This window comes from Aeromonas molluscorum (assembly GCF_051376105.1).
In the GTDB taxonomy this organism is placed as follows: Bacteria; Pseudomonadota; Gammaproteobacteria; order Enterobacterales; family Aeromonadaceae; genus Aeromonas; species Aeromonas molluscorum.
On the sequence record NZ_JBPQCY010000002.1, the window covers coordinates 570,001 to 584,484 of the forward strand.

Here is a 14,484-nt window from a genome sequence, read left to right on the forward strand (position 1 = left end):
CTTGTTGTGAAATCGAGTAGGGCGGGACACGTGACATCCTGTCTGAATATGGGGGGACCATCCTCCAAGGCTAAATACTCCTGACTGACCGATAGTGAACCAGTACCGTGAGGGAAAGGCGAAAAGAACCCCTGTGAGGGGAGTGAAATAGAACCTGAAACCGTGTACGTACAAGCAGTGGGAGCCCTTCGGGGTGACTGCGTACCTTTTGTATAATGGGTCAGCGACTTACATTTTGTAGCGAGGTTAACCGTATAGGGGAGCCGTAGGGAAACCGAGTCTTAACTGGGCGTCTAGTTGCAAGGTGTAGACCCGAAACCGGGTGATCTAGCCATGGGCAGGTTGAAGGTTGAGTAACATCAACTGGAGGACCGAACCCACTAACGTTGCAAAGTTAGGGGATGACCTGTGGCTGGGGGTGAAAGGCCAATCAAACTCGGAGATAGCTGGTTCTCCCCGAAAGCTATTTAGGTAGCGCCTCGGACGAATACTACTGGGGGTAGAGCACTGTTTGGACTAGGGGGTCATCCCGACTTACCAACTCCATGCAAACTCCGAATACCAGTAAGTAATATCCGGGAGACACACGGCGGGTGCTAACGTCCGTCGTGAAGAGGGAAACAACCCAGACCGCCGGCTAAGGTCCCAAAGTTCTGGTTAAGTGGGAAACGATGTGGGAAGGCTCAGACAGCTAGGATGTTGGCTTAGAAGCAGCCATCATTTAAAGAAAGCGTAATAGCTCACTAGTCGAGTCGGCCTGCGCGGAAGATGTAACGGGGCTCAAACCAGGCACCGAAGCCGCGGATTCACACTTATGTGTGAGTGGTAGGGGAGCGTTCTGTAAGTCTGCGAAGGTGTATCGAGAGGTATGCTGGAGATATCAGAAGTGCGAATGCTGACGTAAGTAACGATAAAGGGGGTGAAAAGCCTCCTCGCCGGAAGACCAAGGGTTCCTGTCCAACGTTAATCGGGGCAGGGTGAGTCGACCCCTAAGGTGAGGCCGAAAGGCGTAATCGATGGGAAGCAGGTTAATATTCCTGCACGACTTGTAATTGCGATGGGGGGACGGAGAAGGCTAGGTGGGCCAGGCGACGGTTGTCCTGGTGAAAGTGCGTAGGTGGTGTTTCTAGGCAAATCCGGAGACACAACACTGAGACACGAGACGAAGCCACTACGGTGGTGAAGCCATTGATGCCATGCTTCCAGGAAAAGCCTCTAAGCTTCAGATTACAAGTCATCGTACCCCAAACCGACACAGGTGGTCGGGTAGAGAATACCAAGGCGCTTGAGAGAACTCGGGTGAAGGAACTAGGCAAAATAGAACCGTAACTTCGGGAGAAGGTTCGCTCTTGACAGTGAAATCCCTTGCGGATGGAGCAGTTGGGAGTCGCAGTGACCAGATGGCTGGGACTGTTTATCAAAAACACAGCACTCTGCAAACACGAAAGTGGACGTATAGGGTGTGACACCTGCCCGGTGCCGGAAGGTTAATTGATGGGGTTAGCGCAAGCGAAGCTCTTGATCGAAGCCCCGGTAAACGGCGGCCGTAACTATAACGGTCCTAAGGTAGCGAAATTCCTTGTCGGGTAAGTTCCGACCTGCACGAATGGTGTAACCATGGCCATGCTGTCTCCACCCGAGACTCAGTGAAATCGAATTCGCCGTGAAGATGCGGTGTACCCGCGGCTAGACGGAAAGACCCCGTGAACCTTTACTACAGCTTGGCACTGAACATTGAACCTACATGTGTAGGATAGGTGGGAGGCTTTGAAGCGATGACGCCAGTTGTCGTGGAGCCGTCCTTGAAATACCACCCTTGTATGTTTGATGTTCTAACGCAGGGCCCTGAATCGGGCTCGCGGACAGTGCCTGGTGGGTAGTTTGACTGGGGCGGTCTCCTCCCAAAGAGTAACGGAGGAGCACGAAGGTTGGCTAATCCTGGTCGGACATCAGGAGGTTAGTGCAATGGCATAAGCCAGCTTAACTGCGAGACGGACAGGTCGAGCAGGTACGAAAGTAGGTCATAGTGATCCGGTGGTTCTGAATGGAAGGGCCATCGCTCAACGGATAAAAGGTACTCCGGGGATAACAGGCTGATACCGCCCAAGAGTTCATATCGACGGCGGTGTTTGGCACCTCGATGTCGGCTCATCACATCCTGGGGCTGAAGTCGGTCCCAAGGGTATGGCTGTTCGCCATTTAAAGTGGTACGCGAGCTGGGTTCAGAACGTCGTGAGACAGTTCGGTCCCTATCTGCCGTGGGCGTTGGATGATTGAAGGGAGTTGCTCCTAGTACGAGAGGACCGGAGTGAACGAACCTCTGGTGTTCGGGTTGTCACGCCAGTGGCACTGCCCGGTAGCTAAGTTCGGAATCGATAACCGCTGAAAGCATCTAAGCGGGAAGCGAGCCCTGAGATGAGTCATCCCTGACCCCTTGAGGGTCCTAAAGGGCCGTTGGAGACCACAACGTTGATAGGTGGGGTGTGTAAGCGCGGCGACGTGTTGAGCTAACCCATACTAATTACCCGTGAGGCTTAACCATACAACACCCAAGAAGTGTTTCTGGTGCTTGTAGCAAGTGCATGAACTACTTACAAATTCAGTGATAGTGACAAGCAACTAGCGAAGTCGTTATTCACGTCAGCTTTCCGAGATTGAAGTTTTTGCCTGGCGGCCATAGCGCCGTGGACCCACCTGATCCCATGCCGAACTCAGAAGTGAAACGCGGTAGCGCCGATGGTAGTGTGGCATTCGCCATGCGAGAGTAGGACACTGCCAGGCTCCTAATTAGACAATGATGTGTCGTTCACATCATTGGCCGAGAGGATGACACCTCGATGAAACGGCAGAAGATTTAGCATAGCGCTAGCCAAATTGCGGAGCGGTAGTTCAGTTGGTTAGAATACCGGCCTGTCACGCCGGGGGTCGCGGGTTCGAGTCCCGTCCGCTCCGCCACTAAATAGAGAAGGCCTTCCCATTCGGGAAGGCCTTTTTGCTTTTTGCGCTCATAAGCCACGATGGGCAGTATCAGGGCAGTTCTACATACTCTGCGATAAGCCAGTCAGTCCCTTTCTCTTTCCTTTCTGTGAGTCAAACAACCCTATCACCAGCTCGTTTCATCACCATTTCAACCTCGCGAGTCGATGCACTGGGCTTGGTCATCCATCACTTGACGAAAATGCGTTCGACTTCATCATGGGTTGCACTCCGGCAAGCCCTTTTGGCTGAGTATTTCGGTTAATGATAAAGTCATTCCAGTATGGTTAAGGCAAGCGCTACGGGGAGAGAATGGTTAGTTATGGTGGCTATCCACTTGATAGTAAAAATTTTCTCAGAAGTTGCTCATGTGGATGTCCAAGCTTATATCCCGCGTCGCCTGGACTTGAAATAGAATAAGCAACCGTCCGGTCTACTACTCACATGAAATAAAGGAGGTCCATCATGGCTGCTCTGACAGAGTTCGAAAAATATGTGATCGAGCAGAAAGGGACTGAACGCCCTTTCAGTGGAGAGTATTACCGTCACGATGCCCCTGGGCGCTATCTGTGCAAGAAGTGTGGTGCACCTCTCTATACCTCAGAACACAAATTCAATGCCCACTGCGGCTGGCCAGCCTTCGACGATGAGATCCCTGGTGCGGTGAAGAGAATTCCCGATGCTGACGGTCATAGGGTTGAAATAGTGTGCGCCCAATGTGAGGGGCACCTTGGTCATGTGTTTGAGGGGGAGTATTTGACGGACAAGAATCTGCGCCACTGCGTCAACTCCGTCTCGCTCGATTTTGAGGCTCGGGACGAGGAGGATCCTCAGGCGCCCAAGATGGCATTGGCAACCCTGGGTGGCGGCTGCTTCTGGTGTGTCGAGGCAGTGTTCAGCAGCCTGAAAGGCATCGCCAAGGTCAGTTCGGGTTATGCAGGTGGAGAGGCCAAAGATGCCGATTACAACCGGGTCTGCTCGGGTCAAACCGGCCATGCTGAGGTGGTCCAGATTGAATTCGATCCCGCCATCATTGACTTTTCGACCCTGTTGGAAGCCTTCTTTGCCAGCCATGACCCCACCACCCTCAATCGTCAGGGTCATGATGTAGGCCCTCAATATCGTTCGGTGATCTTCGCGCATGATGATGAGCAAGTACAGGTAGCCGGGGCCATGATCACGGCGTTGGATGAAGCCAGGGTTTTCACCAGCCCGCTGGTGACAGAGTTGACCGGCTATGATGGTTTCTATCCTGCAGAGGCGGACCACAAGGACTACTATGCCCAGCATGGTGAGCAGCCTTATTGCCAGATAGTGATCCGTCCCAAACTGGAGAAATTCAGGCAGCTGTTTGCCGAACACCTCAAGGGGTGAAGGCATTGCACGAACTGTGTTAACCGCAAAGACCGGCCAATGTGCCGGTCTTTGCCTTATCGGGGTTCAGAAGCTGTCGCCTCCTGGCCGTGACTGGGGGCTAGCACAGCCTCTGACTGATGGACCATGGTATAGTCGAGGCATTAGTTTTTTGAGAGAGAGTCACTCATGAAGAAAATCATCTATGGGGTGCTGGGGCTGGGCGCGGCCTTGCTTGTCGGGGGCGCGGCTCTGGTAACCCTGAGCGATCCCAATGATTTCAAGCCCTTGCTGATAGAGCAGGTGAAGAAGAGCACGGGGCTGGACCTGGTGGTATCAGGCCCCATCGCATGGACCTTCTGGCCGCGTCTTGGACTCTCCCTCGAGCAGGTGGCGCTGCGCAATCCGAGCGGGTTTGCCGAGCCGGACCTGGTACGCTTTGAACGTGGCCAGGCTTCGGTCGCCGTGCTGCCTCTGCTCTCCCATCAGTTACAGATTGGCGAGGTGGCGCTGGACGGGGCTCACCTTTTTATCCAGACCAAGGCCGATGGCAGCTCCAACTTAAGTGGCCTGAAGAAGGCTGATGAGAGCGTTGCCACTGAGCCCAGTGCCAAGCCTGTGACACGGGGGGATCAGGCCGATCCCAACAAGGTGAAGTGGCAGTTGGACATAGAAAGCATCTCCCTTAACCAGGCCAGTGCCCTGGTGCTGGATGATCGCAACGGCTCTCGTTTCCAGTTGGCACGTCTCGACCTCGTCCTGGGCGAGCTCAAACGCGATAGCTGGGTACCCATCAGCTTCGCCCTGGAGGGCGAGCAAGCGGGGCTCAACGTCGCGGCCAAGGGAGCAAGCGAGCTGAAACTCGGCAGGGATCTCGCGACGAGCGAGTTGCAGGGGCTCGCTGTCGAAGGCTCATTGCAGCAGGCTGATATTCGGGTTGAGCATTTCCAGCTGGGTGTGGATCGTCTGATGCTGGATCAATGGAGCCAGCTTGACTTGAGTGCGCAAGGAGAGCAGGGAGAGCTGAAGTTCGACCTGAAGAGCAAGCTCAAAGGGCGGCTCAATGGTGCTCGGACCCAGGTCGATTTTAGTGACTTGATCCTTGATGGCTCCCTGAGTGGTCCGCAACTGCCTGAGTCTGGGGTCAAGGTGGCCTTGGCGGGTGAGGGGCAATGGGCCATGGCGAACAAAAAGCTGACTCTGCCCAAGTTACAGTTTGGCGCAGACGATCTGCAGCTAAATGGCGATGCCAGCATGGCGATGACGGCCGTGCCTGCCATTCGTTTCAATCTTGCGGCCGAGCGGCTGGATCTGGATGCTTGGCGTCAAAAAATGGGCAAGGGGATTACCGCTAACCCCGAGCCGGGCAACCAGAACGCCCCTCTCTCCAAATCGACGAACGCTCCTGTTGAGCCATCAACTATTACGACTGAGCCGGATCTGAGCTGGCTGAAAGGGTTGGATCTGGCCGGTCGCCTTCAACTGGAGACCTTGATCGCCAATGGTGTTACCGCTCAGCAGGTTGAGCTCGATCTGGCTGCCAACAAGGGACTGGTCAATCTTGAACATTTTAGTGCCAAGCTGTTTGGCGGCTCGGCTCAGGGGAAGGGGGTGATCGATGCGCGTCAGCAACCGGTCAGCTTCAAGGTCCACAAGCAGATCAGAGGTGTTGATTTGCAACCTTTGTTGCATAGCCTGGCCAAGACCGAACTGCTAGCGGGCAGAGGCAATGCCGATATTGAACTCAGTGGCCTGGGTCTCTCCTCTCAGGCGCTGCGTAGCCAACTGAGTGGCACCGTAGGGCTTGAGGTGGAAGACGGAGCCCTGAATGGTATCAACCTGCCGCAGATGCTGCGCGAGGCCAAGGCGACGCTCAAGGGAGAGAAAGCCAGGGAGGTCAAGGAGGCACGCAAGACAGATTTCAGTGCCCTGACGGCGAGCTTCAAGATAGCCAAAGGCGTGGCGAGCAGTGACGATATTCTGCTGTTGGCTCCGGCGCTGCGGGTCGAGGGCAAGGGAAAAACGGAGCTGCTGCCCGAGACCCTGGACTTCCTGATGGCAACGACAGTGGTGGAGACCAGCAAGGGGCAGGGCGGCAAGGATCTGGCCGAGCTCAAGGGGATTACCATCCCGGTCCAAGTAGGGGGGCATTGGCGTGAACCCAGCTACAAGCTGGACATCAAGGCGCTGCTCGCAGATAACAAGCTGCTGGAGGAGAAGGCGCGCAAGGAGGCCGAGCGCGGCCTCAAGAAACTGCTTGGGGACAAGGCTGAGGATGAGCAAATCAAGGGGGTGGCCGACCAGCTGCTCAAGGGATTGTTCAAATAGCCGGGGACCCCGTCAAGCAAACAGCCCTGCCGAGAGATCGGTGGGGCTGTTTTGTTTGTGTGGCTGAACCGGGCAGTGTCAATCGAGCCGTGGTGCGTCTTGCTCCAGCCGGTAACCGCCGAGCAGCCCATCCGTGAGCCACTGTTGCAGATACTGGCCAGCCTGGAAGGCGGCGTTGTCACCGGGCAGGCGGGCATTGAGCAACACGCAGAGCGTTGCGAACGCCTCCTGATGGAGCAAGGCATCGATCAGGACAGCTTCATCTGCTTCCAGGCTGCGATAACGGGTGCGCCGTTCGGCATCGCGCCAGATGAGGCAGGGGATGGCAAATTCGCTGCGTTGGGGCGGGGGCGGAGCCTGCTCGGCCTTGAGTGCCTTCCACACTTCCAGGGAGTTGAAGTGTTGGTGATGCAAGTCAGTCGAGGGCGTCACCAGGAAGCGCAGATCCGGCCAGGACTCAGGGTCCAGGCACTGGATCTCGCCGAGGGTCAGTGGCTCGGCATCGGCGGCATCGAAGGCGCCGCGCAGTCGCCATTCGAACTCGGCCAACTCGCTCACCTGAGGATGTTCGGCCAGGGCCTGTTCCAGATGGAGGGGAAACTGTGCCCCCAGGTCGCGCAGGGTCCAGCTGTGGGGTGGGTGCTGCTGCAGATACGCGAGGCAGAGGGAGGCAAACATCTCATCACCCACATAGGCCCAGGTCTGCTCGAAGTCCTGTTGCAGGCACTCCAGCAGCCGGCTCTGGTAGGCGTTGACATAGATGTACCAGCGCAGCTCGGCGGGCAGCGGTCCAACAACGAGGGGCATGGGGGGCGTTGCAGTCTGCTGCTGTAAACCCGTCATAAAGGCTTGTTGCAGGGCTTGAAGCTCAACCGGCGCTGACATTTTGCGTCTCCAGAGTCCAGTGCGGTGCGGCAATGCGCCTTGCCTGATCCAGTTCGTTGACTAGTTCAGGGAAGGGGGGGATATGGTCGTCGCGCTCTATCATGGTACTGATCGGCCCGAAGCGGCGCACTGCCCGCTCAAACAGGTCCCAGACAGGATCGACGATGGGGTGGTCATGGGTATCAATGACATAGTCCCCATAGTCGCTATGGCCCGCGAGATGGAACTGCACCACGGCATCCCTGTCGATGGCGTCGAGGTAGGCGTTGGCATCGAAACCGTGATTGCGGCTGCTTACATAGATGTTGTTGATATCGAGCAGCAGGCGGCAGCCACTCCGGCGGCTGAGCCGGTTGAGAAAATCATGCTCGCGATAGTCGGCACCGGCAAATTCGAGATAAGTGGAGGCATTCTCCAGTACCAGGGGGCGGCCGAGATAATTCTGCACCCGATCGATACGCTCGCACAGATGGGTGAGCACCGCATCGGTCAAGGGCAGCGGCAGCAGGTCATGGCTGTTGTGGCCAGAGACACCGGTCCAGCAGAGGTGATCCGACAGCCAGGCGGGCTCAATGCTGCGCATCAACTCCCTCAAGCGGCTGAGGTAATCCATGTCGAGGGGATCCGCCGAGCCTATGTTCATCGATACCCCGTGCATGACGATGGGGTAATCTGCCCGGACCTGCTCCAGGTAATAACGGGGTTTGCCCCCTGCCACCATGAAGTTCTCCGAGAGGATCTCGAACCAGTCGGCGCCGGGCGTCCCATCCAGCACATCCTGAAAGTGGGGAGGCCTGAGTCCTAAGCCAAAGCCGAGCCAGGGAAAAGGGGGCATCTGAGCTCCTGATCTATCCATACTTGCCATAAAAACAGGCCGGTTGCCCCATGGGGTGACCGGCCCTGCTACTAGGCTGATGCCCGACTAGCGGACTTTACCACCCTGGGCCGTACACTCTTCGCGGGTCATGCTGAGGAAGCCTTGGCCCTTGCAGGCGCCCTGCCCCTTGCAAGCGTTGCGGGCTGTCTTGCAGTCATTATGACCCTTGCAGCTGTTTACCCCCCAACATTGGACCTGATTCTCACCATGTTGTCCGGTGTTGGCTGCCAGGGCGGCACCAGAGAGGGAGACGGCAGCCATCGCGAGGGCGGCACCGGCCAGACGGTTCATGGTTTTACGGGTTGCGTGCATGTTCTTTCTCCTTGGCGGATTGTCACTCTACCAGCGTTGGCCGAGCGTCCATGTGACTTCATCTTGGTGAGGACCGACTCCCCCACCACCTGCCTGGGGAGCAAAATGCTCAGAGACCATTACGACGCTGACAAATGAGTCGGATCATAATGGCACTGTTGCATCGACCTCGTTTTAGAAGACCGAGGAGAAGGGCGTTTACGTTCATATAAAATCCATTTTTCTGCCTGAAAAGTGTGCAAGCCTTGTAGTGGCTGGGCTGGCGGGCAGATCCGATCAGTTGGATAAGGTCCCTTTTCCTGACAGGGAGTTGTGAGGCTCGCCTTGTCGGGCGGCGACTGTCATCATGGGGCTACTGACAAGGAGATATCAGATGATTCGAGTGGTCTTTCACCTGTCCGAGCGGGATCGCAGTCGGGCTGCATTCAATAATATCAGTAACTTAGTGACTGCTATGGCTGGCGAGCCAGGAGAGTTGGTGTTGCTGGTCAATGGCATTGCAGTCACCAGTTTGCTGGAAGGGGGCGAGAGCGAGCCTGAGTGGGCCGCTTTGCGGCAACAGGACGTCAGGCTGCTCGTCTGCGCCAACTCCCTGCGAGGTCAGCAGATCGCGCCCGAACGGCTGCTGGATGGGGTTGAGGTCGTTTCTACCGGCGTCTTGACCCTGATCGAATTGCAGCAGCAGGGCTTTGCATATATCAAGTCCTGACCTGAAGCCAGAGTGTTGATAAGGAGAGCAAAAGCACGTCCTTGCTCTCCTTATTCATAGGTCGGAGTCTTGGCTTAGTCGCCGAGCTGCTGTTGCCACACTTGACTAACCAGCTGGCGCTCGGCCAGCAGTTGATCGTCTTTTACCTTGCGGCTGATCTCGGAGAGATTGAGGCGGTGTCCCAGGTTGCGGATCTCCAGATAAGCATGTTTCAACCCTTCGGCCTGCTCCAGGCTGAGGACACCGGCCATCACGCACTCATCGAAGATGCGCACGTTATCCGACCAGCGGGTCAGGGAGCGGGGCTCGCTATGGGCGTGGGCCAGCACCAGATACTGGGCAAGAAACTCGATATCCACCATGCCGCCCGGGGATTGCTTGAGGTCGAACTCCCCTTCTGCCGCCTTGAGCAGATGACCGCGCATCTTGGTGCGCATCTCGCGTACCTCTTTGGCCAGTACCCCAAGATCACGTTTTTTTGCCAACAGTTCACGTCTGATACGCGAAAAATCGGCGACGATATCGTCATCACCATAAATGGGTCTGGCCCGTACCAGGGCCTGATGTTCCCAGGTCCAGGCCTCGTTCTCTTGATACTGTTGATAGGCGGTGAGGGAGGAGACCAGCAGCCCGGAGTCTCCCGAGGGACGCAGTCGCATATCTATCTCGTAGAGAATGCCGGAGGGGGTACGGGTACTGAACAGGTGCAGTACCCGCTGGGCCAGGCGTAGGTAGAACTGGCGGCTGTCGATGGACTTGGGTCCATTGGTGTAGTGGTTGGGATCCCCCCCGTGCAGGAACACCAGATCCAGATCCGAGCCGTAACCTAGCTCTATGCCCCCTAGCTTGCCATAGGCGACCACGGCAAAGCTGCGCCGACCGCTCTCGGCCACCTCGGGTGGGACACCGTAACGTTCGCTGATCTGGCTCCAGGCCTGATTGACCACTTCTTCCACCAGGGCTTCGGCCAGCCAGGTAAGGTGATCGCTCACCTTCATCAGCGGCAGGGCGCCGGCGATGTCAGCGGCGACGATCCGCAGCAGCTGCACCTGCTTGAACTGACGCAGGGCCTCCATCTGCTGCTCTACGTCCTCTTCCGGGATGCGCAGCAGGAACTGGCGCAGCTGGGGTTTGTATTGATCCAGCGGTGTCGGGTGATAGAGGTGCTGGGGATCGAGCAGTTCATCGAGCAAGATGGGGTAGCGGGCCAGCTGTTCGCTCACCAAGTGGCTGGCATCGCACAGTCGCACCAGTTGGCGCAGGGCCGCCGGATTCTCCGCCAGCAGTTGCAGGTAGGCGCTGCGGGTGAAGATGCGGGTAAGCAGGGTGCAAACCCGCTCGAACAGGCGAGCGGGGGTGTCGTTCGCCACGACCAGGCGCAGCAATTCTGGCATCAGCCAATCCAGCGCGATGCGGCCCTGGGGGCCAATCTGGCGGCGCTTGTACTCCTCCTTGAAGCGCAGCACTGCCCCGGCCAGCGGCGCGGGATCGCTGACCCCTTGTTCGGTAAGCAGGGTGCCGACTTCGGTGGCATCCAGATCCGTGCGCCACAGATCGAGCCAGGCTTGTTCCAGGTGATCCGGGGCCTCTTTCTCCTCGCCGACGACGGCGACGAACTCCCCATGGACGGCGGCCATCTCCTGATCGAGATGGGCCATGAAGGCCTCCCAATCCGTGAAGCCGAGCGCCGTGATGAGTCGCAATCTGTCACGCTCCTCGGTGGGCAGGGTCTGGGTCTGCTGATCGCCAATCTCCTGCAACAGGTTTTCGACCCGGCGCAGGAAACGGTAGGCCTGGAGCAGGCAATCGCAACGCTCCGGGGTGAGGGCGCCGCTTCGGGCGATGGCACTCAGGGCCTCGGGCAGGTGGCGCACTCGCAGCAGGGGCTCTCGTCCGCCACGAATGAGCTGCAGTGCCTGGGCAATGAACTCCACCTCGCGGATGCCACCGGCACCCAGTTTGATGTTCTCCTTGAGCCCCTTGCGACGTACCTCTGCGGCTATCATGGCCTTCATCTGGCGCAGGCCATCAATGACACCAAAATCGATATAACGGCGGAACACGAAGGGGCGCAGCAATTCGCTGAGCTCCTGGCTCTGCGGGCACTCCTGACCCAGCACCCTGGCCTTGACCATGGCGTAACGCTCCCAGTTGCGGCCATGGTGCTGGTAGTAATCCTCCATGGCGGCAAAGGAGATGGCGAGCGGCCCCGCCTCGCCGAAGGGACGCAGCCGCATGTCGACTCTAAATACCTGGCCATCGACGGTGGTCTGATGCAGGGCATTGATCAGACGCTGGCCCAGCTTGATGAAGAACTGTTGGTTGGCCAGCTCGCGTCGCCCGCCGACCGTATAACCATTTTCAGGAAAAGTGAAAATGAGGTCGATGTCGGAGGAGAAGTTGAGCTCGCCGCCCCCCAGCTTGCCCATGCCGAGGATCAACAGCGGCTGGGGATTGCCGTCACCATCCATGGGGGTGCCCAGTTCGTCGCACTGTTTGCTGTACAGCCAGTCGCGGGCGCCGCAGATGAGGGCATCCGCCAACTTGGTCAGGTGAACGAAGCTCTCTTCCACCTGGGCGCGGCCGAGTAGTTCACGCCAGGCGATGACCAGCATGCGGCTGCGGCGAAAACGGCGCAGGGTACGCTTTAGCGCCTCCTCGTCCACCTGGTTGGCGAGCAGGGCCGCGAGATCCGGCTCGTAGGCATGCCAGCGTTCATCATTGTGAAGATCCGTTGAGACGAGCAGCTCGGCCAGCAGGGTCGGCTCCTGGATCAGGGCTTCGGCGGCAAAATCTGAGAGGCCAAACAGGGTCAGCAGCTCAGCGCGACTGGCATCGGCCAGCTCGGCGTACTGGGGGGCTTGAACGAGCAGGCGTTGCCAGTGGCGATCGGCCTGGATCATGAGGGCAGCGGGGAGCACCAAGGTTCTCTTCCTTACGTCTTGGTTAAAGGCAGATGCGGCGGCAGTGGATGACTGACCGCATCCGGTACCGGTATTTGGCACCGCATGGCCATCAATCTAACATTGCCCGGCCCCAGGCTCATAGAGGCAAGGGGCCGGGACGGGTAGAAGCGTGAGCCGGGTCAGATGTACTCGCTGGCGAGGGGGACATCATAGTGGCAAGGCACCTCGCCGAGCGTCAGCGGGAGCCAGTCTGTGCGGCGTTGCTCAGGCTATGTCGTGGTCTCTCTGGTAGATATCCGGTTGATAGCGCTCCATCAGCGTCGCCGGGCGGGCAGGGGCCTGGAAGCCGAAACCGCTGTAGAGAGCATGGGCATCCGAGGTGGCCAGGCTGATGCGGCGCAACCCCTGAAGGGCCGGGTGGGCCAGAATGGCCTGGATCAGCGCCTTGCCGTGTCCCTGGCCACGGTGGGCGGGCAGTACGAAGACGTCGGAGAGGTAACCGAAGGTGGCGTGATCCGTGATGACGCGCGCGAAGGCGACCTGTTGACCGGCCAGGTAGCCACCGACGCAGAGTGAGTGGTTGATGGAGCGCTGCACGGTTGACAGCGGTATGCCGAGGCACCAGTAGGCCTCTTGTGACAGAAACTGATGGATGAGCGGCACGTCGAGTCGCCCCTTGTCATCGCTGATTTCCAAGCCGGTATCACCGTTGATATGGTCATGCATATAGGCTCCTTGCCTCGGTCTGGGGGGGGGGCTGAAATGAAAAGAGGAACCCGCAGGCTCCTCTTTTCATAAGGTGACGATAACGCCAGGGGACGTCAAGCCTCGATGAGCACCTTGCTCCCTGCGCTCGCGCGCTTATCACGGCTAGTCCAGCTTGAAGGCCTGGATGTGACGATTCAGGGTCTGGCTGTGGGATTCGACCAGCATTGAGGCATCTTGCAGCTCCCGCAGCACTACCACGGATCCCTCGACTATCTGCTTGACCTGTTCCAGGTTGCCGCTCATCTCCTGGGCGACCGCGCTCTGCTCCTCGGAGGCGGTGGCTATCTGGCGGTTCATGTCGGCCACCCCCTGCACTCGCGCCACTATGGTCGTCAGCTGCTCACCGGCTTGGGTAACTTGCGCTACCCCGCGATCTGCCTGAGCCACGCTCTGCTCCATCAGACCTGCGGCGGTGCGGGCACTGCCCTGCAACTGCTCAATCATCTTCTGGATCTCCACGGTGGCGGACTGGGCCCTGTTGGCGAGGCCGCGCACCTCATCGGCGACCACGGCAAAGCCGCGTCCGGCCTCACCGGCACGGGCCGCCTCGATGGCCGCATTGAGGGCCAGCAGATTGGTCTGCTCCGAAATGCTGCGAATGGTATCGACCACGGAGCCGATGCGTTCTACCCCCTGCTCCACGTCATGGACGACATTGGAGGATTGCTGAATATTGCCAGACAAGGTGTGTATGGTGCTGACGGTATCGGCAACGCAGCGGCTGCCCTCCTGGGCCAGGCGGCTGGTCTCGCTGGTGGAGTGGGACGCCTGCTCGGCATGATGGGCCACCTCGCCGATGGCGCCGACCATCTGGGTCATGGCGCTGGCGAGCTGCTCTATCTGGACGAACTCCTCGTTGATCGCCTCGTTGGCCTCTTCCATGCAAAGGGTGACCTGGGAGGCGATGTCGTTAAGCTCCTTGCAGGCCAGACGCTGGCTGCCGAACACCTTCTTGAGTTCGTTCTGGGAGTGGGCCACCGCCTTGGCGATGTCGCCGAATTCATCTTTGGATGCCAGTTCGACCCGGTGACTGAGATCTTTTTGGGAGAAACGCTCCAGCAAGCTGACCAGATAGCGTACCTGTTTGACCATGAGGCGGGAACCCGCCATCAGCAGTACCACAAACACCATCCCCATCAGGGCGGTTTCCAGCAGCCCGGTCCAGATCAGGCGAGAGGCGATGTCATTGGCCTTGGCGGCGTCTATGCCTTCGCTGAGCAGAGTGTGCTCCAGATTACTGGCATCGAACCAGAGCTTGGCCAGCAGCAGCAGGGTGCTAAATACCATCAGCAAGATCACCTTGGGCACCAGGCGTATATCACTTAGCCGCTGCTCAAGCGGGTTAAACTGCATAGCATCTCTCCTTTAAA

The 14,484-nt window shown here is 58.1% G+C and carries 9 protein-coding genes, 1 tRNA gene and 2 rRNA genes (1 of these 12 only partly in view); 6 read left to right on the forward strand and 6 right to left on the reverse strand.

Going from position 1 to position 14,484, the window contains the following annotated elements:
* The 5 genes from ACSMDR_RS13255 to ACSMDR_RS13275 all read left to right on the forward strand — a co-directional run.
* Positions 1-2,542: ribosomal RNA gene (locus ACSMDR_RS13255) — 23S ribosomal RNA — on the forward strand; it begins 348 nt to the left of the window's first position.
* Positions 2,543-2,666: 124 nt separating this feature from the next.
* Positions 2,667-2,781, forward strand: a 5S ribosomal RNA gene (rrf, locus tag ACSMDR_RS13260).
* Between the two features lie 97 nt (positions 2,782-2,878).
* Positions 2,879-2,955, forward strand: a tRNA-Asp gene (locus ACSMDR_RS13265).
* Between the two features lie 486 nt (positions 2,956-3,441).
* Positions 3,442-4,350 carry a bifunctional methionine sulfoxide reductase B/A protein gene (locus ACSMDR_RS13270; RefSeq protein WP_436468563.1) on the forward strand — a complete coding sequence of 303 codons (909 nt, stop codon included), beginning with the start codon at positions 3,442-3,444 and terminating at the stop codon, positions 4,348-4,350.
* Between the two features lie 168 nt (positions 4,351-4,518).
* Positions 4,519-6,657, forward strand: a complete 2,139-nt coding sequence (locus tag ACSMDR_RS13275) for an AsmA family protein (RefSeq protein ID WP_436468564.1) — start codon at positions 4,519-4,521, stop codon at positions 6,655-6,657.
* Between the two features lie 78 nt (positions 6,658-6,735).
* Here ACSMDR_RS13275 and ACSMDR_RS13280 read toward each other — a convergent pair whose 3' ends face one another.
* The 3 genes from ACSMDR_RS13280 to bufA2 all read right to left on the reverse strand — a co-directional run bounded on the left by ACSMDR_RS13280 (position 6,736) and on the right by bufA2 (position 8,731).
* Positions 6,736-7,542 (reverse strand): HvfC/BufC family peptide modification chaperone, encoded by an 807-nt coding sequence (locus tag ACSMDR_RS13280; protein ID WP_436468565.1) that lies wholly within the window; start codon positions 7,540-7,542, stop codon positions 6,736-6,738.
* Positions 7,526-8,377, reverse strand: a complete 852-nt coding sequence (gene bufB / locus ACSMDR_RS13285; protein ID WP_436468566.1) for an MNIO family bufferin maturase — start codon at positions 8,375-8,377, stop codon at positions 7,526-7,528. The genes ACSMDR_RS13280 and bufB overlap by 17 nt, the downstream gene beginning before the upstream one ends.
* 87 nt (positions 8,378-8,464) lie before the next feature.
* The gene (gene bufA2, locus ACSMDR_RS13290; protein ID WP_436468567.1) at positions 8,465-8,731 is read right to left on the reverse strand and encodes a BufA2 family periplasmic bufferin-type metallophore; all 267 of its coding nucleotides are present in this window, start codon (positions 8,729-8,731) and stop codon (positions 8,465-8,467) included.
* A gap of 373 nt (positions 8,732-9,104) precedes the next feature.
* On the opposite strand from bufA2, the gene ACSMDR_RS13295 reads away from it, so the two are divergent.
* A complete protein-coding gene (locus ACSMDR_RS13295) occupies positions 9,105-9,440 on the forward strand; it encodes a DsrE family protein (RefSeq protein WP_005903905.1) in 336 nt (111 codons plus the stop codon).
* 74 nt (positions 9,441-9,514) lie between these two features.
* Here the strand turns inward: ACSMDR_RS13295 and glnE are convergent, their stop codons facing one another.
* The 3 genes from glnE to ACSMDR_RS13310 form a co-directional block, all read right to left on the reverse strand.
* On the reverse strand, positions 9,515-12,343 hold the full coding sequence (gene glnE / locus ACSMDR_RS13300; protein ID WP_436469319.1) for a bifunctional [glutamate--ammonia ligase]-adenylyl-L-tyrosine phosphorylase/[glutamate--ammonia-ligase] adenylyltransferase: 2,829 nt from the start codon (positions 12,341-12,343) through the stop codon (positions 9,515-9,517).
* Positions 12,344-12,610: 267 nt separating this feature from the next.
* A complete protein-coding gene (locus ACSMDR_RS13305) occupies positions 12,611-13,072 on the reverse strand; it encodes a GNAT family N-acetyltransferase (protein WP_005903899.1) in 462 nt (153 codons plus the stop codon).
* A gap of 144 nt (positions 13,073-13,216) precedes the next feature.
* Positions 13,217-14,467 carry a methyl-accepting chemotaxis protein gene (locus ACSMDR_RS13310; protein ID WP_005903897.1) on the reverse strand — a complete coding sequence of 417 codons (1,251 nt, stop codon included), beginning with the start codon at positions 14,465-14,467 and terminating at the stop codon, positions 13,217-13,219.
* Between the last annotated feature and the right edge of the window lie 17 nt (positions 14,468-14,484).

Coding starts and splice junctions, on each gene's coding strand:
- ACSMDR_RS13270 (WP_436468563.1), top strand. CDS start 3,442: ATGGCTGCTCTGACAGAGTTCGAAAAATATGTGATCGAGCAGAAAGGG.
- ACSMDR_RS13275 (WP_436468564.1), top strand. CDS start 4,519: ATGAAGAAAATCATCTATGGGGTGCTGGGGCTGGGCGCGGCCTTGCTT.
- ACSMDR_RS13280 (WP_436468565.1), bottom strand. CDS start 7,542: ATGTCAGCGCCGGTTGAGCTTCAAGCCCTGCAACAAGCCTTTATGACG.
- bufB (WP_436468566.1), bottom strand. CDS start 8,377: ATGCCCCCTTTTCCCTGGCTCGGCTTTGGCTTAGGACTCAGGCCTCCC.
- bufA2 (WP_436468567.1), bottom strand. CDS start 8,731: ATGCACGCAACCCGTAAAACCATGAACCGTCTGGCCGGTGCCGCCCTC.
- ACSMDR_RS13295 (WP_005903905.1), top strand. CDS start 9,105: ATGATTCGAGTGGTCTTTCACCTGTCCGAGCGGGATCGCAGTCGGGCT.
- glnE (WP_436469319.1), bottom strand. CDS start 12,343: ATGATCCAGGCCGATCGCCACTGGCAACGCCTGCTCGTTCAAGCCCCC.
- ACSMDR_RS13305 (WP_005903899.1), bottom strand. CDS start 13,072: ATGCATGACCATATCAACGGTGATACCGGCTTGGAAATCAGCGATGAC.
- ACSMDR_RS13310 (WP_005903897.1), bottom strand. CDS start 14,467: ATGCAGTTTAACCCGCTTGAGCAGCGGCTAAGTGATATACGCCTGGTG.